Below are 24214 nucleotides of genomic sequence, written 5' to 3' on the forward strand. Positions count from 1 at the left end.
TCATGGCGCTATCACGGGTCCGGCCGGCGTATCGGTGCCACGCACCACGACGACCTCGGCGGGCGCATCTGACATCAGTCGGTGCGCCCACCCCTGAGGAGAGGTGAAGGTATCGCCGGCGTCGAGGATGACGTCACCGGCACTGCTCTGGACGCGGACTCGACCACGCTGCACCAGCAAGACCTCCGGCTCATCGCAGTGATAGAGCGGTGTCTGGGCGCCTTCGGACAAGCGCAGGACTCGCACCTGGAAGCCATGGGGCCACCAGCCGACGATGGGGCCAGGGGCGAAGCCATCACCACTGTGCCGAGATACGATCACCGGACACTCCTCGACCCCGCGACCATTAAGCCCGGCGCCCTCGGTCGCGCTGAGCTGATCATGGCGCACCACGCACTGCGCTAGGCGCTCGGCCGTGGGAGTCACCAACCGCGCCACCTCATCGGCGTTCGGTGCCTGCTCGAGCTCTGCTCCCTCGGGCACCTGCTCACCGGCGCGCAGGTCGACCAACTTGCCCCCCTTGAGCAACACCAGACCATGCTCCTTGGCCAGCTCGAACACGCTCGGCGCCCACTTGACCCTTCCCGGGTCGTCGCCGCCGAGCAACACAAAAAGAAAGCCGTCCCCGGCGTCGAGCTTCTCGAAACCCCGAAACATATGAACGGGGACGCTGGCGATATCGCCCGGCCCTACCTCGACGCTACCGTCCTCGCCCTCTGCGCCGAAGATCAGTCGCCAATGCCCACTGTGAACGATGAACACCTCGGCACTCTCGTGGGAATGCTGCGAATTGAGGCACCCTTCCGGCTGCCGAGCGCCGCCGACATTGAAGCCATGCGGCTCCGCTATATGGATATGCTGGTTCGGATTCTCCGAGACACCCGGCCCGATGATGGTGAAATTTTCCTTGCGATCCGACCCGGGGGTGCGGGTATCGACGAAGGCATTGCGACAGGGCACCAGGTCTGCGTAGCGGACCCGGCGTGCCTTGAGTGTTTCACGTGTCCAGCTCATGCTCTCTCCTGATATCGGTACTGGGGGGACGACACGGCAGTCGCCGCTTTATCAAAAAACTACGTTTCACGCCGGCACCGGCCGCCTATGATCGCGGCGGAAGGGCCCAAGGGGCGCCGCTGCGTCGCACTGGCGTCGCGACGACAGCCGTTATTGAGCGGTCCATCCGCCGTCGACCATCAAGGCGCTACCGGTGACCAGCGCCGCGGCATCGGAGGCCAAAAACGCCACCGGCCCCATGATGTCCTCGACCCTGCCCAGGCGGCCCAGCGGTATCTTCGCCAGCACCTCTTCACGAAATCCGGGGCGGTCGAAGAAGGGGCGCGTCATGGGCGTCTCGATAAAGGTCGGACAGACGCTATTGACGCGAATCCCGCGTGGCCCAAGCTCGACGGCCATGGCTCGCGTCATCCCTTCCATTGCCGCCTTGGAGGCGCAGTAGAGTGTCCGGTTGGCAGCACCGACGTGCCCCATCTGCGACGACATGTTGATGATGCTGCCACCATCGGTCATCGACTCACTGATGACCTGGGCCAGAAAATAGGCGGCTCGCACATTCAGATTCATGACCGCGTCGTAGTCTGCGCCCCTGATATCGCCCAGCGGTTTCGGCCGATTGGTGCCCGCGTTGTTGACCAGGATATCGGTGGCCTCGCCGGTAAATGCCTCACGAACCGCGTCGATATCCGACACATCCAGGGCCATCGCCTGAGCTTGATGACCGGTTTCCCGCAGCGCCAACACCACCGCATTCAAGGCATCCCCGTCCCGTGCCACCAGTGTGACATTGGCCCCGGCCTCGGCCAGGGCGCAGGCCGCCGCCAGCCCCAACCCTTTACTGGCGCCGGTGACAAGCGCACGGCGCCCATCGAGCCGTGCGCTCGGCATGCTCGGCAGGGGCATCGCCTGGTGCCGGCTCATGCCTTCACCTGCCCCGCGTAAGGCACATCCTGCTTGCCGTAGCGACGCACCCGCTCGTTGGCCTGCTCGCCATGACCAGCAAATCCCTCGAGTGCACACAATCGAGAGCAGTAGCTGCCGATACGCGCGGACGCCTCGTCGGTGAGGACTTTCTGGTAGGTGCAGGTCTTGAGGAACTTGCCGACCCACAGGCCGCCGGTGTAGCGCGCGGCCTTCTTGGTCGGCAGGGTGTGATTGGTGCCGATGACCTTGTCACCGTAGGCGACGTTGGTACGCGGGCCGAGAAACAGTGCGCCGTAGTTGACCATGTTCTCGAGATACCAGTCGGGATTCTCTGTCATCACCTGGACGTGCTCGTAGGCCATCTCGTTGGCCACCTGGAGCATTTCGTCATGGCTGTCGCAGACGATGATCTCGCCGTAGGCCTCCCAGGCCTGGCGTGCCAACTCGGCGGTCGGCAGTTTCTTCAACAATTCCGCGATGGCAGCCTCGGTGTCTCTGGCCAGGGTCTCGGAATTGGTCAACAGCGCCGCCGGCGAGGTCGGACCATGCTCGGCCTGCCCCAGCAGATCGGTGGCGCATAGCAGGCCGTCGACACTGTCATCGGCAATCACCAGGGTCTCGGTGGGACCGGCAAACAGGTCGATGCCGACGCGACCGAAGAGCTGACGCTTGGCCTCCGCCACGAAGGCGTTGCCAGGGCCGACCAGCATGTCGACCGGGGCGATGGACTCGGTGCCGATGGCCATCGCACCAACGGCCTGAACGCCTCCAAGCACCAGGATCTCATCGGCGCCAGCCAGGTGCATGGCCGCGACGATGGCCGGGTGAGCGCTGCCCTTATAGGGGGGAGCCGCCGCCACGACTCGCTTTACCCCCGCGACCTTAGCCGTCAACACGCTCATGTGCGCCGAGGCCACCATCGGATAGCCCCCTCCCGGGATGTAGCAGCCCACGGCACTGATCGGCACATGCTTGTGCCCCAGGATCACACCGGGGCTATTCTCGACCTCGATTTCGGTCATCGACGCCAACTGAGCCTCGGCAAAACGACGCACCTGGGCCTGGGCAAAACGGATATCCTCAAGCGCCTGGGGCTCGATCTCGGCCATGGCTCGCTCGATGTCCTCCGGGCTGAGACGAAAGCTCGTCGGCGACCAGTTGTCGAAACGCTCCGACAGTTCACGCACGGCGACATCACCCCGCGCTTCGATATCGGCCAGGGTGGTTTCGACGACCTCGCGGACCTTGCGATCGCCTTCCGCGCGGGTCTCCACCGTAGCGCCGGATTTCAATGTACGAATCATGAATGCCTCCAGGGGCAGTTCGTTATTGGATATGAGGACATCTCTGCCCGCACACCCGATGAAAAGGAATCCATCCCGCCAGCGTCGGCGGTATAGGGTGTGATACGACTATGCATTCGTATGCATACTTAAATGAGTGCGGTGTTATCCTTCGCCGAACCATCTTCGCGATGACCGCAGGAACGGCTCCCAAACCGGCAAAAAGCGTCGATCCGCGCATGCAAACGCCTTTACCCAGCACCGCCACATCACTCAGTCAATGGACGATCACAGCGCAAGGTGCCGTGCGCCAATCGCGACAAGGTGCCCGCCGGGTCTTCACCATGGATAAAAAATGGCAGTTATTGCATACGAATGCAAACACACATCAAGAAAGCGCGCGCTACCACTGTTATCTGATGTCTTTATAGGCTACAGAAAAATCAAACAGATAGAGAAAACAGCCCCGCCTGACGGGCGCCTGGTGTTCGACCATAGAATAAGACCACCACCTATCATCACCCCCGGATGCGCTCGCCAGGGTGCAGGCCTCACTCCATGCGGCGCGTGGTATGCCGAAGCACAGGAGTGACGGGAAGCACCTGGCTGTCGGCAGCCTCGGCTCCGTGCCGAATCTGCTCGATCAGCAGTGACGTTGCCGCCTCGATCATCTCGTCGATAGGCTGGCGAACCGTGGTCAGGGCGTAGCTCGGCCAGGCCGATACCGGAGTATCGTCAAAGCCAATCACCGCAACCTCTTCCGGTACCCGTCGGCGCAGCTCATGACGCAGTGTCTCCAGCACGGCGACGGCCATGTGATCACTGGCGGCAAAGATGGCATCGGGCCCTTGCCCCCTGGCGAAGAGCGCCAACGTCTCGTGACGCGCCTTGTCGAAATCATAGTTGCCGTGCACCACGGCATACGGCACCAGGCCGTGTGCCGCCAATCCATCGACGAACCCTTCATGGCGCCGACGGCTGGTGGACGAGGTTTCGACCCCGGCCACGAAAGCGATGTCACGATGGCCGCTCATGGCCAGGTAACTGCCCGCCCAGTAGCCACCGTGATAATTGTCACTGTATACCTGACTGATGCCTTCGAATTCGACGCTACGGTTGAGCAGCACCACCGGCACCCCGGCATCCACACACTCACGAGCCAGGCTCGACGTCAGCAACGCCGACAGCATCAGGATGCCATCTACCTGGCTTTGCAGGATGCTATCCATGATCCCGGGAAAATCATCGCTCTCCGGCACCACGAAGAGCAGCAGATGGTAGCCCTCGGCCTGAAAACGCTGGGAGGCCTTCTCCACCGCCAGGGGGTAGAACATGTTGTCGAGACTGGAGAGTACCAGCGCAATAGTGCGCGACGATCGCGTGATCAACGAGCGTGCGATACTGTTAGGGCGATAGCCCAGCTCGCGGGCGGCGTTTAGCACCTTGAGCCGAGTCTTCTCCGAGATGCTGGCCTCGGGCGAGAAGCATCGACTCACCGCGGACTGGGATACCCCCGCCCGAAGCGCCACATCACGCGAGGTCACTGCCGGTTTTCTCTTCATGATCCTCCCATGCATCGCCTGATCATCATATGACTCATGTGGGTACAGAACGCCTCAACAAGAGTGATTCAGCGCCTCGAGAAACACCTCGAGCACCCGATGGGCGCGGCGGTCGCGCCGGGTGATGGCAACGAAGGGAGTGGCGTAGCCCGCAGACTCCTCGCACAGCGCACGCAGACGGCCCTGAGCCACCCAAGGCTCGGCCTGATGGTCCGGCAGGAAGCCGAGGTAGGCACCGGTCAGGATAAGAAATGCCACGCCCTCGCGGTCAGAGGCCGTGGCGCTGCCACGCAACCAGGCATGTTGCTCCCGCCCGGCCTCCGGCAGCGGGTAGGACGGCACCACCGCCTCCCAGGAGGCCAGATCCGGCAATCCGGGGTCCTCGCCACCGAACAGTGGATGACTCCTGGCACAGTAAAGCCGCGAGCGCTCTTCGTACAGTTCCTGGGCGTCGACGCTCGCCGGCAGGTTGACCGCCGGCACCACGCCGACATGAAAGCGGCCATCGAGGACCGCCCGTGCGATCTCGTCAGGCGGGTCCATGTGAATGTTGATGCGCACGTCCGGCCCCTGGCGCTTGAGGCTCGCCAGGGCATGGGTCAGGCGCATCTCCGGTGAGCTCACCAGGGTATCGGTGATGCCGATATTGAGCTCACCGCGCAGGCTGTGATGAAGCGCGTTGACCTCGGTGCGAAACGCCTCGAGACCGGCGAGCAGACGGCGGGTGCCTTCGAGCACCTCGCGTCCCTCCTCGGTCAGGGCGAAGCCTCCGCGCCCACGTCGGCACAGTTTGAGCCCGAGGCGCTTCTCGAGATCGCCCATGTGCAGGCTGATCGCCGAGCGGCTGATGCCGAGCTCGCCCTCGGCGGCGGAGAAGCCGCCGCACTCCGCGACGGCCTTGAAAACGCGCAGCAGGCGAATGTCGAAGTCGGTGACGGCACCGGCCGGTAGCGCACGCGCCAGGGTCATCGGCCTGCCGCTTTGCACGCCGAGCATTCAGGGTCGCGACGCAAACGGTAGTGGCGCCACTCACCGCTCAAGCCGTCGAAGGTGGCCAGGCCGCGGTGCGGCGACCCCGCACCGCTGAGCAGCTTGATCGCCTCCAGCGCCTGGAAACTGCCGATGACGCCGACCAGCGGCGCGATCACGCCGCTTTCGGCGCACGACAGCGCCTCATCGCCTTGGTCATCCGGCGGATACAGGCAGGCATAGCACGGACTCGTCTCATCGCGAGGGTCGAACACCGCCAGCTGTCCGGAAAAGCGAATCGCCGCCCCGGACACCAGCGGCACCCCTGCCGCCAGGCACGCCGTGTTAATCGCATAGCGACTGGAGAAACGATCGGTGCAGTCGAGCACGACGTCGGCCTGGCTCGCGGCCTCGGCCAGCGCCTTCTGGTCCAGGTGCCGCTCGATGACGGTGACCCGGCAATGCGGGTTCACGTCCGTGACCGACGCCGCGGCCGATGCCGCCTTGTTGGCCCCGAGGTCGGCATCTCCGTGGGCAATCTGTCGCTGCAGGTTGGAGATCTCGACGACGTCGGCATCGGCAATGGTCAGCCGCCCGACCCCAGCCGCCGCCAGGTAGAGCGCCACCGGCGACCCCAGCCCGCCGGCACCCACGATCAGGGCCCGGCCATCCAGCAGCCGCTGCTGGCCGTCGATATCCACTTGGCCGAGCATGATCTGGCGGCTGTAGCGCAGCAGCGCCTCGTCGTTCATGGGGGACCTCACTTGTCCTCGAGTTCTTCGATATCGGGCACGTGCAGGGTGAAGTCCTCCTTGACCTCCTCCATGACCACGTAGCTCTTCGATTCCTTGACCCCGGGAAGGGTCAGCACCACATCGCCGAGCAGCTGGCGATAGGCCGACATCTCCGGAATGCGGCACTTGAGAATGTAGTCGAACTGGCCCGAGACCAGATGGCACTCCTGGATCTGGGGGAGCTTGGAGACGGCGCGACGAAACTCGTCGAACACCGCCGGCGACTGGGTCTCCAGGCTAATCTCGACGAATACCAGCAGGTTGGCCTTGAGCACCCGCGGGTTGAGGATCGCCTTGTAGCCACGAATGACGCCGGCACGCTCGAGGCGCTTGACCCGCTCGAGACAGGGCGTGGTCGAGAGCCCCACCTGGGCAGCCAGGTCGACGTAGGAGACACGAGCGTTGTCCTGCAGACAGCGGAGAATCTTGAGATCGATGCGATCGAGTGAACGAGTCTTGGTTTTCATTATGGTCCTGACACTCGGGTAAATTCGGTGCGCCGCGGCGCCTCGAGGGCCCGGGCAGCGGGTCTGGAATGATCCACTGAAAATCACCACCGCGAGAGCCAGCCACGACATTCTCTCACGCCGCATCGCCCCCCCGCGGCAGGATTCACTGCAAGAGGAGTACCACATGGGGCCTTTCGGCTCCACCGACGCGGGATCAACGCAGGCACCGCCGCCGCGCCTAGCGCAGGCCGAGGGTCACACGCTCCCGCCCACCAAGATCCACCCGGGTCTCGACGTCCCGAAACCCCGCCTCGACCAGGATCTGACGCACCTCTGGCCCCTGACTCATGCCGTGCTCCATCAACAAGGTGCCGCCAGGAGGCAGACGCACCAGCGCCGCCTCGGCGATACGCCGCAGGTCGCCCAACCCCGCTTCCGACGCGACCAGTGCGCTGAGTGGCTCGAAGCGCACGTCGCCCTGTGCCAGATGGGGGTCGGCGGCATCGATATAGGGCGGATTGGCGACGATCAGATCGAAGCGCTCGTCCTCGTCGAGGGCGCCAAACCAGTCGCTGACACGAAAGCGCACCGCCAGATCATGGCGCCTGGCATTGCGACGAGCCAAGGCGATGGCCGGCTCACTCAGGTCGATGCCCTCCACCCGCCATCCCGGTCGTTCGCTGGCAAAGGCCAGCGCGATGGCACCGGTGCCGGTGCCTAGATCGAGCAGCGCGCCCTCGCCGGCGCTGGCCCGCGCCAGGGCGGTCTCGACCAGCGTCTCGGTATCCGGTCGCGGGATCAGCGTGCTGGGCGCCGTCTCAAGACTCAGCCCCCAGAACTCACGTTCTCCGGTCAGGTAGGCCACCGGCCGCCCGTCGGCCCGGGCCGCCACCAGGGCATCGAAACGCGCCCGAGGCCAGCTCTCGAACTCTCGATCGCCCCAGGTGTAGAGCCAGGTGCGGTCGACACCGAGCACGTGACCGGCAAGCACCTCGGCGTCGAGCCGTGCACTCGGCGACCCAGCCCCGGCAAGCCTTGCTGTCGCCCGCGCCAGCAGGGCATCGATGCGCATCAGTTTTCCTGCTGCAGCGCCGCCAGCTGCTCGGCCTGAAACTCGTGGATCAGCGGCTGGATGACCTCATCGAGGCCGTCGCCGGCGATGACTTCGTTAAGCTTGTAGAGGGTCAGATTGATGCGATGATCGGTGACCCTGCCCTGGGGAAAGTTGTAGGTCCGGATACGCTCGCTGCGATCCCCGGAACCGACCAGGGAACGCCGGGCGTCGGCTTGTTCCTGGCGTTGGCTGGCCAGCGCCGATTGCTTGAGGCGTGCGGCCAGCAGCGACATCGCCTTGGCCCGGTTCTTGTGCTGACTGCGCTCTTCCTGGCACTCGACCACCACCCCGCTTGGCAGGTGAGTGATACGGATCGCCGAGTCGGTGGTATTGACGTGCTGACCGCCGGCGCCACTGGAGCGAAAGGTGTCGACGCGAAGATCCGCCGGATTGATATCGACATCGGTGACCTCATCGGCTTCCGCCATGACCGCCACCGTACACGCCGAGGTATGGATGCGGCCCTGGGATTCCGTGGCCGGCACGCGCTGCACCCGATGGGCACCCGATTCAAACTTGAGCCGCGCGTAGACCCCGTCCCCCTTGACCCGAGAAATGATCTCCTTGTAGCCGCCCTGCTCACCGTGGCTGGCGCTGACCACCTCGACCTTCCAGCCCTGGTGCTCGGCATAGCGCGAGTACATGCGAAACAGATCACCGGCAAACAGCGCCGCCTCGTCGCCGCCGGTTCCGGCCCGCACCTCGAGGAAGACGTTGCGGCCATCATCCGGATCCTTGGGCACCAGCAGGCGCTTCAGCTCGACCTCCAGCGCCTCGAGGCGAGCGAGGCCGTCCTCACGCTCCATCTGGGCCAGCTCACGCATCTCGGCATCGGCATCATTGGCCATCTGCTCGGCGGTTTCGATATCCCCCTCGACGCCGCGATACTGACGCCAGGCTTCCACCAGCGACTCGAGCTCGGCGTACTCGCGGGAATAATCGCGAAAGCGCGGCTGATCGGAAATCACATCGGGTTCGGACAGCAGCGCGGAGAGTTCCTCGAAGCGCTCGACGAAGGCGTCGAGGCGCTGGCGCAGGGAGGCTTTCATCGGCATTTCCTTGAAGTCATTGTGGGACAGCACGCCGAGAGTTCGGTCAGGTGCGGCCCATGTCTGTGCTCGCTGACGGTATCGCTCGACACCGCCCCGCCAGGCGCGCCGGCGGCGCCAGAGCGACCTTCGGCGACACGGCTCGCCGAGGGCTATCGGATAGCCCGCGTCGCGGTGCCGCTAAGCTCTCTTGTCGGTGTCGCCGAGCAGCAGCTCGGTAGCGGCCTCGAGCAGGTCCTGACGCTCGCCGGCGGCGGCGTCGCGCAACGCCAGGGTCGGCTGATGGAGCAGCCGGTTGGTCAGCTGGTGAGCCAGGCGCTTGATCACCGCTTCCGGGTCTTCACCCTTCGCCAAACGCTCCAGGGCCTGGCTCTGGGCTTCGTCTCTCAGCCGCCCGCCCTGGGCACGCACATCCCGGATCAGCTCACTGCCCCCGCGAATGCGGCGCTGATGATGCCAGTGGTCAACGCCGAGCTGAATAAGCGCTTCTGCCTGATCGGCGGCGACCTGACGGTGACGGCGGTTCTCCTCGATCACCTCCTGGAGGTCATCGACGGTGTACAGAAAGATATCGCTCAACTCGCCGACTTCCGGCTCGATATCCCGTGGGACGGCGATATCGACCATGAACACGGGACGATGGCGACGGCGCTTGAGCGCCCGCTCGACCATGCCCTTGCCGAGAATCGGCAACGGTGCGGCGGTAGAAGAAATGACGATATCGGCATTCTCCAGCGCCGTGGGGATCTCATCCAGGGTAATCGCCTGCCCGCCGAGACCGCCCGCCAGGGCGTTGGCACGCTCCCGAGTGCGGTTGGCCACGGTCAGCTGGCGCACCCCGGCCTCGTGCAGATGCCGCGCGACCAGCTCGATGGTCTCGCCGGCACCGATCAGCAGCGCCCGGGCCTTGGACAGGTCGTCGAAGATACGGCTCGCCAGGCTGACCGCGGCGTAGGCGACCGACACCGGATTCTCACCGATTCCGGTTTCGGTGCGAACTTGCTTAGCGACGGCGAAAGTGTGTTGAAACAGCCTTTCCAGCTCCCCGCCCAAGCCGTCGGCGCGTCGCGCCGCCTGGTAGGCATCCTTGAGCTGTCCGAGAATCTGAGGCTCGCCCAACACCATCGAATCGAGGCCAACCGCCACGCGCATCAGATGACGCGCCGCGTCGCCATCCAGATAGTGATAGGCACAGTGCATCAATTCGTCCACCGGCAGCGCGTGATAGCGCCCCAGCCAGTCGAGCACCTCCCGCTCCCCGGCATCCTCGGTGATGCAATAAAGCTCGGTGCGGTTGCAGGTCGACAGCACCGCGGCTTCGAGCACCCGTGGCAAGGCGCGCAGCTGCTTCAGCGCCGCGTCCAGGTGCGCGGGGCCGAAGGCGACTTTCTCGCGCACCTCGATGGCAGCGGTGCGATGGTTGATGCCAAGGGCAAGAAGGGTCATGCGTTCGACGTCTTCACCAAAATGGGATCGGGAGCCGCCTCACCCGACGGGTGAGGATCCGCTCCTGCAAGGCGGCACATTCTACCATAGCCCTGCCGCAAGCGGCTCCCCCGAGGCTTTGACCTTTGCCAAGCTACGTCAAGCCGTTATGCTGACGCTTCGTTCTTATATCAAGAGGCACGCATGCCCGGCGACGCGCGCATCCGACAGCTTAGAGCACCGCTGGTTTCGCTGACCCTGACCGTTCTGGTGAGCGGCTGCCAGGGCTTTTCCGTGTCCTCTGCCACCTCCCCCCAGGCCGACCCCATGGTCGGCGCACCGCCGATTACCCGAGGCCTGGACGCCGAGGGGCTATCCACCCTGCTGGTCGCGGAGCTTGCCGGCCAGCGCGGCGACTACCGCCGCGCCACGGAGGGCTACCTCAGGGCCGCCGAACGCTACGACTCCCCGGCGCTGGGCGAGCGCGCCACCCTCGCCGCACGCTTCGCCGACGATCCGCAGCTGTTGCAGCGCGCCGCCCAGCGTTGGCAGACGCTTTCTCCCGAGGCGGCCCCCGCCGCGCAAGTGCTGGGCAACCTGGCCGGCAGCCGCGGCGACTGGCCCGAGGCCTTGCGCCAGCGCCTTATCGCCGACGTCGATGGCACCAGTACCGATATCACACGCTTCGTCGACACCGCGCTGTCGACGGGCGCCGATCCGAGCGCGCTGGCGACGCCGCTACGCGACCATTTGTCACGCCCAGCACTGGCGCCCGAGGCACGCCGTGATGCCGAACTGGCCATGCTGCTGATTCGGTCCACCCAAGGCGATACCGAACTCGCACAGCGAGAGCTATCTCGGCTCAAGGCACAGGCGGACGACATGGCCCAGTACTGGCTCGTCGCCTCGCGTCTGGCATTCGATCGTGGCGCTACCGGCGAAGCACGCACCGCCGCCCGCCGGGGCCTGGCCATGGCCCCGGGGGACCCGCGCTTTCTGCTGTTGATGGCCAGGGCCGACATTCGTCTCGGCAACCTGACGTCCGCCGAGGCCAACACCGACGCGCTACTCGAGGAACGCGACAATGACCCGCTATTGCGTATCGGCCTCGCTCAGCTCTATCTCGAAGAAGATCATTTAGATCCGGCGCGGCGGCTGCTGACCCCGCTGGTCGGCGAAGCGGATGCTCCGCCGGCCGCCTACATGCTGCTGGGGGCCATCGCCGAGCAGGAAAACGACGTCGACAACGCCCTCCTTTATTACCGCCAGGTGCCAGAAGGCCCGGACTTCTTGCTCTCGCGGCAACGCTCGGCGAGCCTGCTGATCGAGGCCGACCGCCTGCTCGATGCCCGTGCCTTCCTGCGGGTGGAGCGCCTGCGCCACGACGCCGCCTACAGCGACCTGGTGATGCTGGAGATCCAACTGCTGGATGCCGAGGGTTACCAGCGCGACGCCGACGCCCTGCTCAATCGCGAACTGGCCCGCGTCCCGGACGACGGCGAGTTGCGCTACTACCGCGCCATGCGCGCCTGGCAGGCCGGCGATACCGACACCTCGGAGAGCGACCTGCGCCGGCTGGTAGAGCAACAGCCGGATAACGCCAACGCCTTGAACGCCCTCGGCTACACCCTGGCCGACGAGGGCGATCCCGATAGGCTCGACGAAGCTGCCGCCCTCATCCAGCGCGCCTACACGCTGGACCCCAACAATCCTGCGGTGCAAGACAGCCTCGGCTGGGTCGCCTATCGGCGCGGCGACCTGACCACCGCACTGCGCTGGATAGAGCAGGCCTGGCGGGCCCTGCCCGACCAGGAAGTCGCGGCGCACCTGATCGAGGTGCTGTGGGAGCTGGGTCGCAAGGAGCGTGCCCGAGAGATCCTGGCCGTGGCCACCGAACAGTTTCCCGAACGACCGTTGATCGATGCGCTACTCGATCGCCGCCCGGGCCTTGCCCCCTGAGGGCAGCCGAGCCGTCCTCGGTGGCCTGCCCGACGGCGACTCTCGGTTAGCCATCGACGGCCTGGCGCGACAGGCGAGGCGCCGCCGCCGTCTCGCTCAGCCAGATTGCGGGGATAGGCCAGCGACGGACCACCGGCAGCGTCACCGCGGCTGGCATTCCCCTGCACACGCGTGACCTGGCACAGAGTTTCCAATAGCCTTGATCCCCCTTACCCCTTCAGCCCCAAGGAAAACGTGATGACTAGCCCCTTGCGTCTCACGGCCGCCGCCTGCTGCATCGCCCTGCTGGCAGGCTGTGCCACCACCTCAGACACCGCCCCGCTCAGCCAGACGCGCAGCGATGGCCAGTGGCAGCAGCAGCTCACCGAGGTCAAGGCATTCTCGTCCTGGAACCTGACCGGCAAGGTGGGCCTGCGCTCGCCCGACGACTCGACCAGCGCCAACCTGGATTGGCGCCAGACGCCCTACCACTACCGCCTTCTGGTCACCGGCCCCATGGGCGCGGGACGCAGCACGCTCGAGGGCCGCGATGGCCGCGTTTCGCTGACCACCAACGAGGGTCGCTTCGAGGCCGATAGTCCCGAGGCACTGATGGAGGAGCGGCTCGGCTGGTCGCTGCCCGTGTCCAGCCTGACCGACTGGGTCCGCGGCCTGCCCGCCGAAGGCGAACCCTTCGATACCACCAAGGACAACCTCGGCTTTCCCGCGACCCTGGCCCAAAGCGGCTGGGACATCGAGTACCGCGGCTGGGACAACGTCGATGGCCTGTGGATGCCCAACCGCCTGATCATGACCTATGGCGACCTGCGTGCCACCCTGGTGGTCAATCAATGGCAGGCCCTCGACGCAGAGTGAGTGCGTAACGGGCCGGCGCGCTCCAGCCGTCGGCCGATGTCGGGTCGAATCGCGACGGCTTGTGCACTGACGCCGCCACCCAGGACGCCGCCACACAGGACGATGAAACGCAAAATGACCGCGCAGCCCTCCCGGCCTTCCTCGCCTCCTTATAAGGAAGGCGCTGGCATCACGCTTCCCGCTCCGGCCAAGCTCAACCGCATGCTGCACATCACCGGCCGGCGCGCCGATGGTTATCACGAACTGCAGACCCTGTTTCAGTTCCTGCATCACGGTGATCGCCTGCGCTTCAGCCAACGCGAAGACGGCGACATCGTCCTCACGGGTGAACTCGCCGGCGTGAGTGACGCCGACAACCTGATTTACCGGGCCGCCATGCTGCTACGCCGCGAGACCGGCTGCCGACGGGGTGCCACCGTGCACCTGACCAAGCGCCTCCCCATGGGCGGTGGTCTGGGTGGCGGCAGCAGCGATGCCGCCACCACCCTGGTCGGGCTCGACCGACTGTGGCAGCTGGGCCTCCAGCGTGGCCGGCTCGCCGAACTCGGCCTCATCCTCGGTGCCGACGTACCGGTGTTCGTTCACGGCCACTCGGCCTGGGCCGAGGGGGTCGGCGAGCGGTTGACGCCGGTGACCCTCGACACGCCCTGGTTCGTGGTCGTGCACCCCGGCGTACACGTCGCCACCCCTCAGGTGTTCGGGGCGCCGCAATTGACACGCGCCAGCCCCCCGATTACCATGGCGCGCGCACTCAAGGGGGGAGCGTCGAGCTGGCGCAACGACTGCGAGATCACCGTCAGGGAGCTTTATCCCGAGGTGGCGCGCGCCCTGGATTGGCTAAGCGCCCGGGCACCGTCCATGTTGACGGGCACCGGCGCTTGTGTGTTTGCCCGTCTGGACAGTGAGCGCGCCGCCGATAAGCTCAAGGCCGATCTCGACGCCGCGGCGATCCCAGGCTGGCAAGCCTTCGTCGCCAGAGGCCTCAACCGCTCCCCCCTGCTCGATGCCCTGAACGACTGACGTTCGGGCGTCGCGCACCGGGAATCGCCGGTCTTGCCATCGCGAGGCCGGCGATTCCCGGATATTGTCCTTCTGAGCGCTGGGCGCAGGCCGTGACTCCTCCCGGACTCACCCCCCAGACTCACACTGAAGACCCAACACAGCAAAGGTGGCTGCGCGTGTCAAAATTGATGGTTTTCGCCGGGAATGCCAACCCCGAACTCGCCCGTAAGGTCGCCGAGAGCCTGGATAGCCGGCTTGGCAATGCCACAGTCGGTCAGTTCAGCGACGGCGAAGTCGCGGTCGAGATCAACGAGAACGTGCGCGGCAAGGACGTCTTCGTCCTGCAGTCCACCTGTGCACCGACCAACGACAACCTGATGGAGCTGATCCTGATGGTTGACGCCCTGCGTCGCGCCTCGGCGACGCGAATCACCGCGGTAGTGCCCTACTTCGGCTACGCCCGCCAGGACCGCCGCGTGCGCTCCGCTCGGGTGCCGATCTCGGCCAAGATCGTGGCCGACATGATGGTCAAGGCCGGCGTCGACCGGGTCATGACGATGGACCTGCACGCCGATCAGATCCAGGGCTTCTTCGACGTGCCGGTAGACAACGTCTACGGCTCGCCGATCCTGCTCGATGACATCGAGCGCCAAAACTACGACGACCTGATCGTGGTATCGCCGGATGTCGGCGGCGTGGTCCGCGCCCGCGCCATCGCCAAGCAGTTGAACGCCGATCTGGCCATCATCGACAAGCGTCGCCCCCAGGCCAATCAGGCCCAGGTGATGCATATCATCGGCGACATTCAGGACCGTACCTGTGTGGTGGTAGACGACATGATCGATACCGCCGGCACCCTGTGCAAGGCGGGCGAAGCGCTCAAGGAGCACGGCGCCCGTCGCGTCGTCGCCTACGCCACTCACCCGATCCTGTCCGGCCCCGCGGTGGATAACATCGTCGGCTCGGTACTCGACGAGGTAGTGGTCGCGGACACCATTCCGCTGTCTGACGCCGCGCGTCGCAGCGGCCGTATTCGCCAACTCAGCGTGGCCGGACTGATCGCCGAAGCGATCCGTCGGGTCAGCAACGAGGAATCCGTCAGCGCCATGTTCCACTAAGGCTCGGCCTTACGAACCCGGCGCGGGACAACGCGCTCTCGACGAGAGCAAATGGAACCACCGAGGTCTGGTCGCGGTCCCGGTGCCTTCCCTACTTCCAGATAGAGGCAACAACATGTCCGATTACACTCTTACAGCCAGCGTTCGTAACGACCTGGGGAAAGGTGCGAGCCGCCGCCTGCGTCGTGCGAACGAGCAAGTCCCCGCCATCATCTACGGTGGCGAAGCCGCCCCGCAGCCGATCGCGGTCGACAAGACCAGCTTCTACAAGGCGCTGGAAGAAGAAGCCTTCTTCTCCTCCGTCATTACCCTGAAGCTGGATGGCAAGCCCCTCCAGGTGGTGGTCCGTGACCTCCAGCGTCACCCGTACAAGCCGCTGGTCACCCACGCCGACTTCATGCGCGTCGATGCGACTCATGAGATCACCATGCGCGTTCCACTGCACGTGGTGGGTCAGGACGAGTCCAAGGCCATCAAGCAGAACGACGGCGAGCTGCACCAGCTGGCCAACGAAGTCGAGATCAGCTGCCTGCCGAAGGACCTGCCCGACTACCTCGAGGTCAACATCGCCGAGCTCGAGATCGGCAGCACCCTGCACCTGTCGGACCTTTCCGTGCCGGCCGGCGTGACCATCGTCGAGTTGAGCTACGGCGAAGACCATGACCAGGCCATCATCAACATCACCAAGTCCAAGGTGATGAGCGAAGAAGGCGAAGAGGCCGACGAAGGCGGCGCCGCCCAGTCTCCGGCTGCCGACACTGCCGCCGAGGAAGGCAAGGACGAGGAAGGCGACAAGGAATAATCGCCATTCTCTCCAGGGGGCCACTACGGTGGCCCTCTTTGTTTGGGCGGCGTCTCGACGCCCTCACCTCTCAGGGCTAGCGATTGCTACCTACGTCACTGCCCCAAGCGCTTCGCCTAGGGCCGCCATCGCGGCACACGATGCCGGCCCTAGGCAAAGCGCTTCATCGTGCAGATACAGCGCTCGGCTCCTCCCGGGCCACCGTGCTCACCCCATCAAGCGTGGATGCGCCTGATGTTGTCCGGAGATTTTACTATGGCAAGGATCAAGGCGCTGATCGGGCTAGCCAATCCCGGCGCTGAGTACGAGGCCACACGGCATAACGCCGGCGCCTGGCTGGTGGAAGCGCTCGCCCGCCAGGCCGGCGCTAGCCTGCGCCCGGAGAAGAAGTTCCTCGGCCTCTACGCCAAGGCCTTCGTCGAGGGCCAGGACCTTCACCTGCTCATCCCGACCACCTACATGAATCGCTCCGGCGGTGCGGTGGCAGCGATGGTCAACTTCTTCAAGCTCACTCCGGATGAGCTGCTCGTCGCCCACGATGAGCTGGACCTGCCGCCGGGCAACGCCCGCTACAAGCAGGGCGGTGGCCATGGCGGGCACAACGGCCTGCGAGACATCATCAGCGCTCTGGGCAACGACAAGTCGTTTCATCGCGCCCGCATCGGCATCGGCCACCCGGGCAGCGCCCCTCTGGTGACCAACTATGTGCTGGGGCGCCCGGGCAAGGCCGAACGCGACGCCATCGACGGCAGCCTGATCGAGTGCCTCGCGACCTTGCCGCAGGCGCTGTCGGGCGACTGGGCCAAGGCCATGAACCGGCTCCACAGCTTTTCGGCGCCCTAGCCCGTAGCACAGCCCGTAGCACGCGTGACACGCAACGCGGCCCAGCGCTGACGCAGGCACGGTGCCACCAGACGATTCGGTCAACATGACTTACGGCACGCCTATCAGTGCCGTAAACTGTACGCCACTTATTTGAACCGTCCGTTCTCATTCACGTCTTCAGGAATCACCCATGGGATTCAACTGCGGCATCGTGGGCTTGCCCAACGTCGGCAAGTCGACACTGTTCAACGCCCTGACCAAGTCCGGCATCGACGCCGAGAACTTCCCCTTCTGCACCATCGAGCCCAACGTCGGCATCGTGCCGATGCCGGATCCGCGCCTCGACAAGCTGGCAGAGATCGTCAAACCGCAGAAGGTGCTGCCCACCACCATGGAGTTCGTCGATATCGCGGGCCTGGTCGCCGGCGCCTCCAAGGGTGAGGGCCTCGGCAACCAGTTCCTGGCCAATATCCGCGAGACCCAGGCCATTGCACACGTGGTGCGCTGCTTCGACAACGACAACGTCATCCACGTCTCCAACCAGGTCGATCCCCGCGCCGACATCGAGACCATCAACCTCGAGCTTGCCCTGGCCGACCTGGACGCGGTGGACCGCTCCATCCAGCGCCTGGCCCGGGTGGTCAAGGGGGGCGACAAGGATGCCATCGCCACCAAGGCGATTCTCGACCGTATCCAGCCGCACCTGGCCGAAGGCATGCCGCTGAGAAGCTTCGGCCTCGACGAGGACGATGTGAAGCAGCTCAGGAGCTTCGGTTTCCTGACCCTGAAGCCGACGATGTACATCGCCAACGTCAACGAGGATGGTTTCGACAACAACCCCTACCTCGACGTGGTCAAGGAGATTGCCGCCGAGGAAGGCGCCGTGGTGGTGCCGGTGTGCAACCAGCTCGAGGCCGAGATCGCCGAGCTCGACGACGAGGAACGCTCGATGTTCCTCGACGAGATGGGCATGCAAGAGCCCGGACTCGATCGCGTGATCCGCGCGGGCTACGCCCTGCTCGGTCTGCAGACCTATTTCACCGCCGGGGTCAAGGAAGTGCGGGCCTGGACCGTCAAGGTCGGCGCCACCGCCCCGGAGGGCGCCGGTGTCATCCACACCGACTTCCAGAAGGGCTTCATCCGCGCCGAGGTCATCGCCTATGACGACTTCATCCAGTACAACGGCGAGCAAGGGGCCAAGGACGCCGGCAAGTGGCGCCTCGAGGGCAAGGAATACATCGTCAAGGACGGCGACGTCATCCACTACCGCTTCAACGTCTAGGGGCGCGACGGCGATCCGACGCTCGCGCTTCACGAATCGACACCGGGCCCAGGCCCGGTGTCGCCGATCTTAGGTAACGGTGATACCCCAGTCGCCTCGCACCCGACTACCCCATGTAGACACTCTGCGACACATAAGAGGTATTTCGGAAGCCTTTTATCAAGCGGCTGTGCTACAAGAAGGGGGTTAGCATTTCGTCTGGCACTGTACACCGCCATGGCCAATGTCCGTCCAAGCCCCAGGATACGACAGGGAGTCGGCGCGATGACTGCTATTTCGACCGATCGCCCAGAACCAGCGGAACAGGCTCCGCGCCACCTGCGTCCGGTAGAAGAGCACCTGTGGGTGGCACAAGGGGCCGCCTCGTCCTTCTTCGGCCGATCTTTCCCGACGCGAATGGTGGTGGTTCGTTTCAATCACGACCAGCTATGGGTCCACAGCCCCATCCAATTGACGCCGGGGCTCGAGAGCGAGCTCAAGAACCTCGGCGAAGTCTGCTACCTGATTGCCCCCAATCATCGCCATCATCTTCACCTGGATCAGTGGCAGCAGGCCTATCCCACCGCGCGGAGCTTCGGCACCCAGGAGGTCATCGACAAGCGCTGGGATCTGCCCTTCGCACACGCCATCGACAAGACGGGGTCCTACCCCTGGAGTGAAGAGATAGTCCACCTGTTGTTTCGTGGCTCCCGCCGGATGACCGAGGCGGTGTTCTTTCATTCGCCCAGCGCCACGCTGATTCTCACCGACCTGGTCGGCAACCTTTCCCCCCGGGCTCGCGGTGGCTGGCAGCGAATGCTGGCCCGAGCCGCCGGCGTCGTTTACCCCTCCGGCCGGATGCCGCTGAACTGGCGGCTAAGCGTCATGTTCCGCAAGGCCGAGGCCAGATCCCAGGTGCGGCGAATGAAAGATTGGCACCCTCGCAGGATCATCATGGCCCACGGCGACATCGTGACCACCGGCGCAGTGACGTTCCTCGAGCGCTCCTTCCGCTGTCTGGAGGCGCGCTCCCCGGATCGCTGACAGGGGCCCCGTGGGTCCCAGGCCCGCGCCGGCAACACTCATCGAAAATCCCGAGACGCCACCGCAAGGTGCTGCCATAACCCGCCGATATCGGTAAGCCTTCCCGCCACCACGTGGATCACCTCGCCTTCGCGCTCGAGCTTGCCGCTGACTTTCAGCAGCCGGGCATTCAATAGCGCCTGGCGCTGGGCCTTGGCAGTATCGCGCCAGACGATCAGATTGATGTTGCCGGTCTCATCCTCGAGGGTGACGAAGGTCACCCCGGAGGCGGTACCCGGGCGCTGGCGATTGGTGACGAGCCCCGCCACCGTGACGCCCTGTCCGGGCCGGCAGCGCTCGATCTCACGAGCACTCAGGCAGCCCTTGAGGGTCTCGCCGTACCTGCCTCCCTCCTGACGCAAGGCCTCACGCAGTAGCGCCATGGGATGGCGCCCGAGGCTCAATCCCAGGTGGCGATAGTCCTCTTCCAGATCGTCCTGCTCACCGGGCGCCTTGAGCCCATCGTCCTCGGACTCGTCGACCCTGGCATCGCCGAGGGCGAGAGCAGGGTCGGCCGACAGCAACTCCCAGCGCGCCTGGTAGCGATGGCCACTGATACTGTTCAGGGCGCCGGCGGCGGCCAGCGCCTCCCAGTCGCGAGACGACAGCCGCGCGCTGCCGCGGGCATCGGCGACGCGGGTGAATCCCGCCGCTGGCCTGGCCTTGAGCAACTGCTCGGCGCCGCCACGAGTCAGCCCCTTGATCAAGCGAAAGCCCAGACGCAGGGCACCGTCATCCTCCAGGTGGCACTCCCAGCGGCTTGCATTGATCTCCACGCCACGCACGCTCACACCATGACGCCGGGCGTCCTGAACCAGTTGAGAGGGCGTATAGAAGCCCATCGGCTGGCTATTGAGCAGGCCACAGCAGAACGCCGCCGGGTGGTGACACTTGAGCCAGGCCGAGACGTAGACCAGCAGGGCAAAACTCGCCGCATGGGACTCGGGAAAACCGTATTCGCCGAAACCTTCGATCTGGTGACAGATACGCGAGGCGAAGTCCGCGCTGTAGCCCCGAGCCCTTAATCCCTCGGTCAGCTTGTGCTGGTACTGGGCGATGCTGCCGCTGCGCCGCCAGGCGGCCATGGCGCGCCGGAGCTGGTCGGCCTCGCCACCGGAGAACCCCGCCGCGACCATCGCCAGCTTGATCACCTGCTCCTGGAAGATCGGCACCCCAAGGGTGCGGCTGAGCACGTCACGGACTTCCTCGCTCGGGTAGTCCACCGCCTCGAGACCATCACGCCGCTTGAGATAGGGGTGGACCATGTCGCCCTGGATGGGACCGGGGCGGACGATGGCGACCTCGACCACCAGGTCGTAGTAGCTACGTGGCTTGAGGCGAGGCAGCATGTTCATCTGGGCCCGGGACTCGACCTGGAAGACGCCGACGCTGTCACCCCGACAGAGCATCTCGTAGGTATCCGGGTCCTCCCGGGGAATATCCTGAAGGGTGATCGGCCGACCGCACTGCCGTCCCAGAATCTCCAGGGTCTTGCGCACCGCGGTCAGCATGCCAAGCGCCAGCACGTCGACCTTGAGAAGCCCGAGACTCTCCAGGTCATCCTTGTTCCACTGGATCAGGGTGCGGCCCTCCATGGCCGCATTCTCCACCGGCACCAGTTCGTGCAGGGGACCCCGAGAAATCACGAACCCGCCCACGTGCTGAGACAGGTGCCGGGGAAAGTCCATGATCTGGTCGACCAGCTCGACCAGGTGACGAAACAGAGGCGGCGGCTCATCGCCCCCCGCCGCCCGCAACTGTTCGAGCCAGACGGACTTTCCCTCGCGACGGTCCAGGCGACTGGCGAGCCAGGTCAGGTAGCCGTCACCCAGCCCGAGTGCCCAGCCCACGTCCTTGAGGGCACTCCTGGACCGATAGCAGATCACGCTGGCGGCCAGGCCCGCCCGCTCGCGTCCGTAGCGCCGGTAGATGTACTGGATGACCTCCTCACGACGCTCGTGCTCGAAGTCCACGTCGATATCCGGGGGTTCGTCGCGCTCCTCGGAAATGAAACGCTCGAACAGCAGCTGTACCTGCCGTGGGTCCACTTCGGTGATGTACAGGCAGTAGCAGACCACCGAATTGGCCGCCGACCCCCGTCCCTGGCAAAGGATGCCGCGCTGCCGGGCAAAGGCCACGATATCCTCGATGGTCAGAAAGAACGGCTCATAGCTCAGCTTGGCAATCAGCGACAGTTCATGGTCGATCTGGCGGGCGATGTCCGCGGGTGTGCCATCAGGGAAACGACGCCGCTCCCCTTCCCGGACTCTGCTCTCGAGCCACGACGTCGGCGTGTGGCCGGCGGGCACCAGTTCCTCTGGGTACTCGTAGCGCAGCTCACCCAGATCGAACCGGCAGCGCTCGGCAATGACCAGGGATTCCTCGAGCAGATGACGGGGAAAGCACTGCGACAATCGCTCAAGCGATCGCAGGCAGCGTTCGGCGTTGGCCTCGAGCCGATACCCCGCCTGCTGCACGGTGACACGATGGCGCAGCGCCGTCAGCACATCCTGCAGACGCTTTCTGGCCGGTACGTGCATCACCACGTTGCCGGTCGCCACCATCGGCATGTTAAGCGACGTGGCAAGGGCGACCTGGGCGTCGAGGCGTAGGGCCTCATTGGCCACATAGTGACGCTGCACCATCATCCAGCAGCGCCCGGCATACGCCGTCTGCAGCCAGCGTATGCGCCCGCGCGCCTGATCGAGACAATCCCCCGGACGATACAGCAACAGGCAGTCATCGAGCGCGTCCAGGTCGCTCCAGTCGAGCCGATAGTTCCCCTTGCTAGCCCGACGCCGCCCCAGGGTGATCAACTGACACAGTCTGGCGTAGCCGAGCCGCCCCTGGGCCAACACGACCAGCACGTCATCACCCAACCGGAACTCGGCGCCCACGATCAGGGCAAGCCCGTACTCACGCGCCGCCTCCCAGGCCCTGACGACGCCCCCCACAGAGCACTCGTCGGTCACCGCCAGGGCGCGATAACCAAGCTCGGCCGCCCGACGCACCAGTTCGTGAGGGTGCGACGCCCCTTTCAGGAAGGTGAAGTTGGACAGGCAGTGGAGCTCGGCATAGCCCTGGACCGCCTGGGACGAGCTCTGTAGCACCTGAGACGAGCCCTGGAGCACCTGGGACGAGCTCTGCGTCATATGGGACGCCTCCCGCGGCTCATCGGGCGCCCCTGGGGCGAGCCGGGAGACATCGCTGCCGGGGTCACGGGGAGCATCGGCCCCGTGATCGGGTCGCGGCAGGCCGCCACCGGCGAGCGATCTAACCGAACCAGCCATGCAACCACCACTGCGATTCGGCATCACGATAAACCCACCCGTGTCGACCGTCGGGCCAGCGCACGACGTGATAGTCGCGCCTTGCCGGCGCGCTGTCCCACCAGCCACTGGCGATGCGCTCGGGGCCGGCCACCCACACAAGCCCTGCCAGCACCTGCTCTCCGAGCGCCAGTGGTGAGGCGAGTAGCCACGCAGGGCGGTGGTCATAGGCTTCGCCGCCAGCCTCGTCCTCCGACGGGCGTCTGCCCGCGTGCCCTGCTCTGAAAACCTGCGGGGTCAGGCAGGAGGCCTGCTCGGGACGATAGTCTGCCCGTAGGCCAGGCTGCATGACGGCATCCTCGCCCAGACGAGTGCGCAACCGACTCATCAGCGCCTCGGGAGTATCTCGAGGGGCCGCACGGTGAAACAGGTCCTGCGGGGGCGCCTGCAGCGAGCATAGTTCCGTCACCGACAGCCGCAGACGCCGGACGGGACGCTCAAGCGTCACTCTTTCGAGCCGCAGCCGACAGAGCTCCAACCAGGCCTCCGCCGCCTGCTCTCCACCGGCGTGACCAATGGCCAGATGCTGCTGCCCGTCCTCGTGATACAGCGACAGCGACAGCGCCTGAGCCTTCAAGCAGCGCACCTTGAGAAACCCTTCGAGCTCCGCCAGCAGTCGACGCAATGGGAACAGCACGCCCGCGACCCGTTCGATTTCATGGCCAGGCTCCAGCTGCCTGTCGAAGCGCGAAGGCGGTACAAAGGCGGCGGAAGGGTCGGAGAGCTCCCCGGTCAAACGCGCCAGGTAGCGCGTCAGCGCTGGGCCCAGCCGAGAGGCCAGGGCGTCAGAGGGCAAGGCCAGCAGGTCATCGATGCGCCGAAACCCCAACCCCTGAAGTCGTGCCTGCTGTGTCTCGGGCAGTCGCAGACTGCTCAACGCAAGGGCCCCAAGGCGCGCCAGGTGCTCGGCTTCGCTCTGGGCGCAGCCTCCCCCCGCCCGGGCCAGAAGCTCGGCGGCCAGCGGCGTATGCCCCGTGGCGCAGACCACGCTCAGCTCAAGGGTCGAGAGTTCGTCATGGAGCCCGTCCCACAGCGCCGACAAGCCGCCGAAGTAGTCAAGCATGGTCGCGATCTCCATCATCACGGTGTCTTCCTCACCGAGGCTGACGCGAGCGCTGAAGCGCGAACACCACAAGGCCAGGCCTTCCAGGCGACGCTGGCAGGCCAGACCATCCGGCGCCCGGAAGTCGAGCTCCGGCTCCAGGCAGAGCGCTGCGCTGACCGTCATGCCGGGTCGCACGCCGGCCCGACGCGCCACCGGGCCGACCAGCGACACGCGATCGCCCCGCGCCGTCAGCAAGACTCGCGGCCCGTCGGCATTTCCCGGCAAGACCTCGAGTCCCAGCAGCGGGCAGTAAAGACTCAACCACAACCCTTTCATGTCCGCTCCACGAGAT

20 protein-coding genes are annotated in these 24214 nt (G+C 65.4%); 8 read left to right on the top strand and 12 right to left on the bottom strand.

Annotated features, from left to right (window positions below; all coding sequences use genetic code 11):
* The 10 genes from ACUN9Y_RS10095 to hemA all read right to left on the bottom strand — a co-directional run bounded on the left by ACUN9Y_RS10095 (nucleotide 1) and on the right by hemA (nucleotide 10604).
* Nucleotides 1-1014, bottom strand: a complete 1014-nt coding sequence (locus ACUN9Y_RS10095; RefSeq protein ID WP_445460577.1) for a cupin domain-containing protein — start codon at nucleotides 1012-1014, stop codon at nucleotides 1-3.
* Between the two features lie 150 nt (nucleotides 1015-1164).
* On the bottom strand, nucleotides 1165-1935 hold the full coding sequence (locus ACUN9Y_RS10100) for an SDR family NAD(P)-dependent oxidoreductase (protein WP_445460578.1): 771 nt from the start codon (nucleotides 1933-1935) through the stop codon (nucleotides 1165-1167).
* Entirely contained in the window at nucleotides 1932-3242 is a 1311-nt protein-coding gene (gene hisD, locus ACUN9Y_RS10105; protein ID WP_445460579.1) for a histidinol dehydrogenase, read from the bottom strand. Before hisD ends, ACUN9Y_RS10100 begins: the two co-directional genes overlap by 4 nt.
* 530 nt (nucleotides 3243-3772) lie before the next feature.
* Complete coding sequence (locus ACUN9Y_RS10110; protein WP_445460580.1) at nucleotides 3773-4783, bottom strand: LacI family DNA-binding transcriptional regulator; 1011 nt, start codon at nucleotides 4781-4783, stop codon at nucleotides 3773-3775.
* A gap of 54 nt (nucleotides 4784-4837) precedes the next feature.
* On the bottom strand, nucleotides 4838-5752 hold the full coding sequence (locus ACUN9Y_RS10115; RefSeq protein WP_445460581.1) for a LysR family transcriptional regulator: 915 nt from the start codon (nucleotides 5750-5752) through the stop codon (nucleotides 4838-4840).
* Nucleotides 5749-6504 (bottom strand): HesA/MoeB/ThiF family protein, encoded by a 756-nt coding sequence (locus ACUN9Y_RS10120; protein ID WP_445460582.1) that lies wholly within the window; start codon nucleotides 6502-6504, stop codon nucleotides 5749-5751. The genes ACUN9Y_RS10115 and ACUN9Y_RS10120 overlap by 4 nt, the downstream gene beginning before the upstream one ends.
* Nucleotides 6505-6512: 8 nt before the next feature.
* The gene (locus ACUN9Y_RS10125; protein WP_445460583.1) at nucleotides 6513-7013 is read right to left on the bottom strand and encodes an Lrp/AsnC ligand binding domain-containing protein; all 501 of its coding nucleotides are present in this window, start codon (nucleotides 7011-7013) and stop codon (nucleotides 6513-6515) included.
* 220 nt (nucleotides 7014-7233) lie between these two features.
* Nucleotides 7234-8067: a peptide chain release factor N(5)-glutamine methyltransferase gene (prmC, locus tag ACUN9Y_RS10130; protein ID WP_445460584.1), complete on the bottom strand. Its 834-nt coding sequence runs from the start codon at nucleotides 8065-8067 to the stop codon at nucleotides 7234-7236.
* Nucleotides 8067-9158 (bottom strand): peptide chain release factor 1, encoded by a 1092-nt coding sequence (gene prfA / locus ACUN9Y_RS10135; RefSeq protein ID WP_445460585.1) that lies wholly within the window; start codon nucleotides 9156-9158, stop codon nucleotides 8067-8069. Before prfA ends, prmC begins: the two co-directional genes overlap by 1 nt.
* A 180-nt stretch (nucleotides 9159-9338) precedes the next feature.
* Nucleotides 9339-10604: a glutamyl-tRNA reductase gene (hemA, locus tag ACUN9Y_RS10140; protein WP_445460586.1), complete on the bottom strand. Its 1266-nt coding sequence runs from the start codon at nucleotides 10602-10604 to the stop codon at nucleotides 9339-9341.
* 183 nt (nucleotides 10605-10787) lie between these two features.
* On the opposite strand from hemA, the gene ACUN9Y_RS10145 reads away from it, so the two are divergent.
* From ACUN9Y_RS10145 to ACUN9Y_RS10180, 8 genes are all read left to right on the top strand, one after another.
* Entirely contained in the window at nucleotides 10788-12542 is a 1755-nt protein-coding gene (locus tag ACUN9Y_RS10145) for a tetratricopeptide repeat protein (RefSeq protein WP_445460587.1), read from the top strand.
* A 237-nt stretch (nucleotides 12543-12779) separates the two neighbouring features.
* Nucleotides 12780-13397, top strand: a complete 618-nt coding sequence (gene lolB, locus ACUN9Y_RS10150) for a lipoprotein insertase outer membrane protein LolB (protein WP_445460588.1) — start codon at nucleotides 12780-12782, stop codon at nucleotides 13395-13397.
* Nucleotides 13398-13511: 114 nt separating this feature from the next.
* Entirely contained in the window at nucleotides 13512-14417 is a 906-nt protein-coding gene (gene ispE, locus ACUN9Y_RS10155) for a 4-(cytidine 5'-diphospho)-2-C-methyl-D-erythritol kinase (protein WP_445460589.1), read from the top strand.
* 158 nt (nucleotides 14418-14575) lie between these two features.
* Entirely contained in the window at nucleotides 14576-15517 is a 942-nt protein-coding gene (locus ACUN9Y_RS10160; protein WP_445460590.1) for a ribose-phosphate pyrophosphokinase, read from the top strand.
* 115 nt (nucleotides 15518-15632) lie between these two features.
* The gene (locus tag ACUN9Y_RS10165) at nucleotides 15633-16319 is read left to right on the top strand and encodes a 50S ribosomal protein L25/general stress protein Ctc (protein WP_445460591.1); all 687 of its coding nucleotides are present in this window, start codon (nucleotides 15633-15635) and stop codon (nucleotides 16317-16319) included.
* A gap of 255 nt (nucleotides 16320-16574) precedes the next feature.
* The gene (pth, locus tag ACUN9Y_RS10170) at nucleotides 16575-17162 is read left to right on the top strand and encodes an aminoacyl-tRNA hydrolase (RefSeq protein WP_445460592.1); all 588 of its coding nucleotides are present in this window, start codon (nucleotides 16575-16577) and stop codon (nucleotides 17160-17162) included.
* Between the two features lie 172 nt (nucleotides 17163-17334).
* Nucleotides 17335-18426 (top strand): redox-regulated ATPase YchF, encoded by a 1092-nt coding sequence (ychF, locus tag ACUN9Y_RS10175; protein WP_445460593.1) that lies wholly within the window; start codon nucleotides 17335-17337, stop codon nucleotides 18424-18426.
* 264 nt (nucleotides 18427-18690) lie between these two features.
* Nucleotides 18691-19449: a DUF4336 domain-containing protein gene (locus ACUN9Y_RS10180; protein ID WP_445460594.1), complete on the top strand. Its 759-nt coding sequence runs from the start codon at nucleotides 18691-18693 to the stop codon at nucleotides 19447-19449.
* A 38-nt stretch (nucleotides 19450-19487) separates the two neighbouring features.
* On the opposite strand, the gene ACUN9Y_RS10185 is transcribed toward ACUN9Y_RS10180, so the two are convergent.
* Nucleotides 19488-22640, bottom strand: coding sequence for an error-prone DNA polymerase (locus ACUN9Y_RS10185; protein ID WP_445460595.1), 3153 nt, complete (start codon nucleotides 22638-22640; stop codon nucleotides 19488-19490).
* Nucleotides 22641-22761: 121 nt separating this feature from the next.
* Nucleotides 22762-24198, bottom strand: coding sequence for a Y-family DNA polymerase (locus ACUN9Y_RS10190; protein ID WP_445460596.1), 1437 nt, complete (start codon nucleotides 24196-24198; stop codon nucleotides 22762-22764).
* Nucleotides 24199-24214 lie beyond the last annotated feature (16 nt).

The organism is Halomonas sp. V046, from assembly GCF_052645355.1.

Excerpts from the sequence above, each read along its gene's own strand:
- ACUN9Y_RS10145 (WP_445460587.1), top strand. The coding sequence starts at position 10,788 with ATGCCCGGCGACGCGCGCATCCGACAGCTTAGAGCACCGCTGGTTTCG.
- ACUN9Y_RS10125 (WP_445460583.1), bottom strand. The coding sequence starts at position 7,013 with ATGAAAACCAAGACTCGTTCACTCGATCGCATCGATCTCAAGATTCTC.
- prmC (WP_445460584.1), bottom strand. The coding sequence starts at position 8,067 with ATGCGCATCGATGCCCTGCTGGCGCGGGCGACAGCAAGGCTTGCCGGG.
- ACUN9Y_RS10120 (WP_445460582.1), bottom strand. The coding sequence starts at position 6,504 with ATGAACGACGAGGCGCTGCTGCGCTACAGCCGCCAGATCATGCTCGGC.
- ACUN9Y_RS10115 (WP_445460581.1), bottom strand. The coding sequence starts at position 5,752 with ATGACCCTGGCGCGTGCGCTACCGGCCGGTGCCGTCACCGACTTCGAC.
- pth (WP_445460592.1), top strand. The coding sequence starts at position 16,575 with ATGGCAAGGATCAAGGCGCTGATCGGGCTAGCCAATCCCGGCGCTGAG.
- ACUN9Y_RS10165 (WP_445460591.1), top strand. The coding sequence starts at position 15,633 with ATGTCCGATTACACTCTTACAGCCAGCGTTCGTAACGACCTGGGGAAA.
- lolB (WP_445460588.1), top strand. The coding sequence starts at position 12,780 with ATGACTAGCCCCTTGCGTCTCACGGCCGCCGCCTGCTGCATCGCCCTG.
- ACUN9Y_RS10100 (WP_445460578.1), bottom strand. The coding sequence starts at position 1,935 with ATGAGCCGGCACCAGGCGATGCCCCTGCCGAGCATGCCGAGCGCACGG.
- prfA (WP_445460585.1), bottom strand. The coding sequence starts at position 9,158 with ATGAAAGCCTCCCTGCGCCAGCGCCTCGACGCCTTCGTCGAGCGCTTC.
- ispE (WP_445460589.1), top strand. The coding sequence starts at position 13,512 with ATGACCGCGCAGCCCTCCCGGCCTTCCTCGCCTCCTTATAAGGAAGGC.
- hemA (WP_445460586.1), bottom strand. The coding sequence starts at position 10,604 with ATGACCCTTCTTGCCCTTGGCATCAACCATCGCACCGCTGCCATCGAG.
- ACUN9Y_RS10190 (WP_445460596.1), bottom strand. The coding sequence starts at position 24,198 with ATGAAAGGGTTGTGGTTGAGTCTTTACTGCCCGCTGCTGGGACTCGAG.
- ACUN9Y_RS10180 (WP_445460594.1), top strand. The coding sequence starts at position 18,691 with ATGACTGCTATTTCGACCGATCGCCCAGAACCAGCGGAACAGGCTCCG.
- ACUN9Y_RS10095 (WP_445460577.1), bottom strand. The coding sequence starts at position 1,014 with ATGAGCTGGACACGTGAAACACTCAAGGCACGCCGGGTCCGCTACGCA.
- hisD (WP_445460579.1), bottom strand. The coding sequence starts at position 3,242 with ATGATTCGTACATTGAAATCCGGCGCTACGGTGGAGACCCGCGCGGAA.
- ACUN9Y_RS10185 (WP_445460595.1), bottom strand. The coding sequence starts at position 22,640 with ATGACGCAGAGCTCGTCCCAGGTGCTCCAGGGCTCGTCTCAGGTGCTA.
- ychF (WP_445460593.1), top strand. The coding sequence starts at position 17,335 with ATGGGATTCAACTGCGGCATCGTGGGCTTGCCCAACGTCGGCAAGTCG.
- ACUN9Y_RS10110 (WP_445460580.1), bottom strand. The coding sequence starts at position 4,783 with ATGAAGAGAAAACCGGCAGTGACCTCGCGTGATGTGGCGCTTCGGGCG.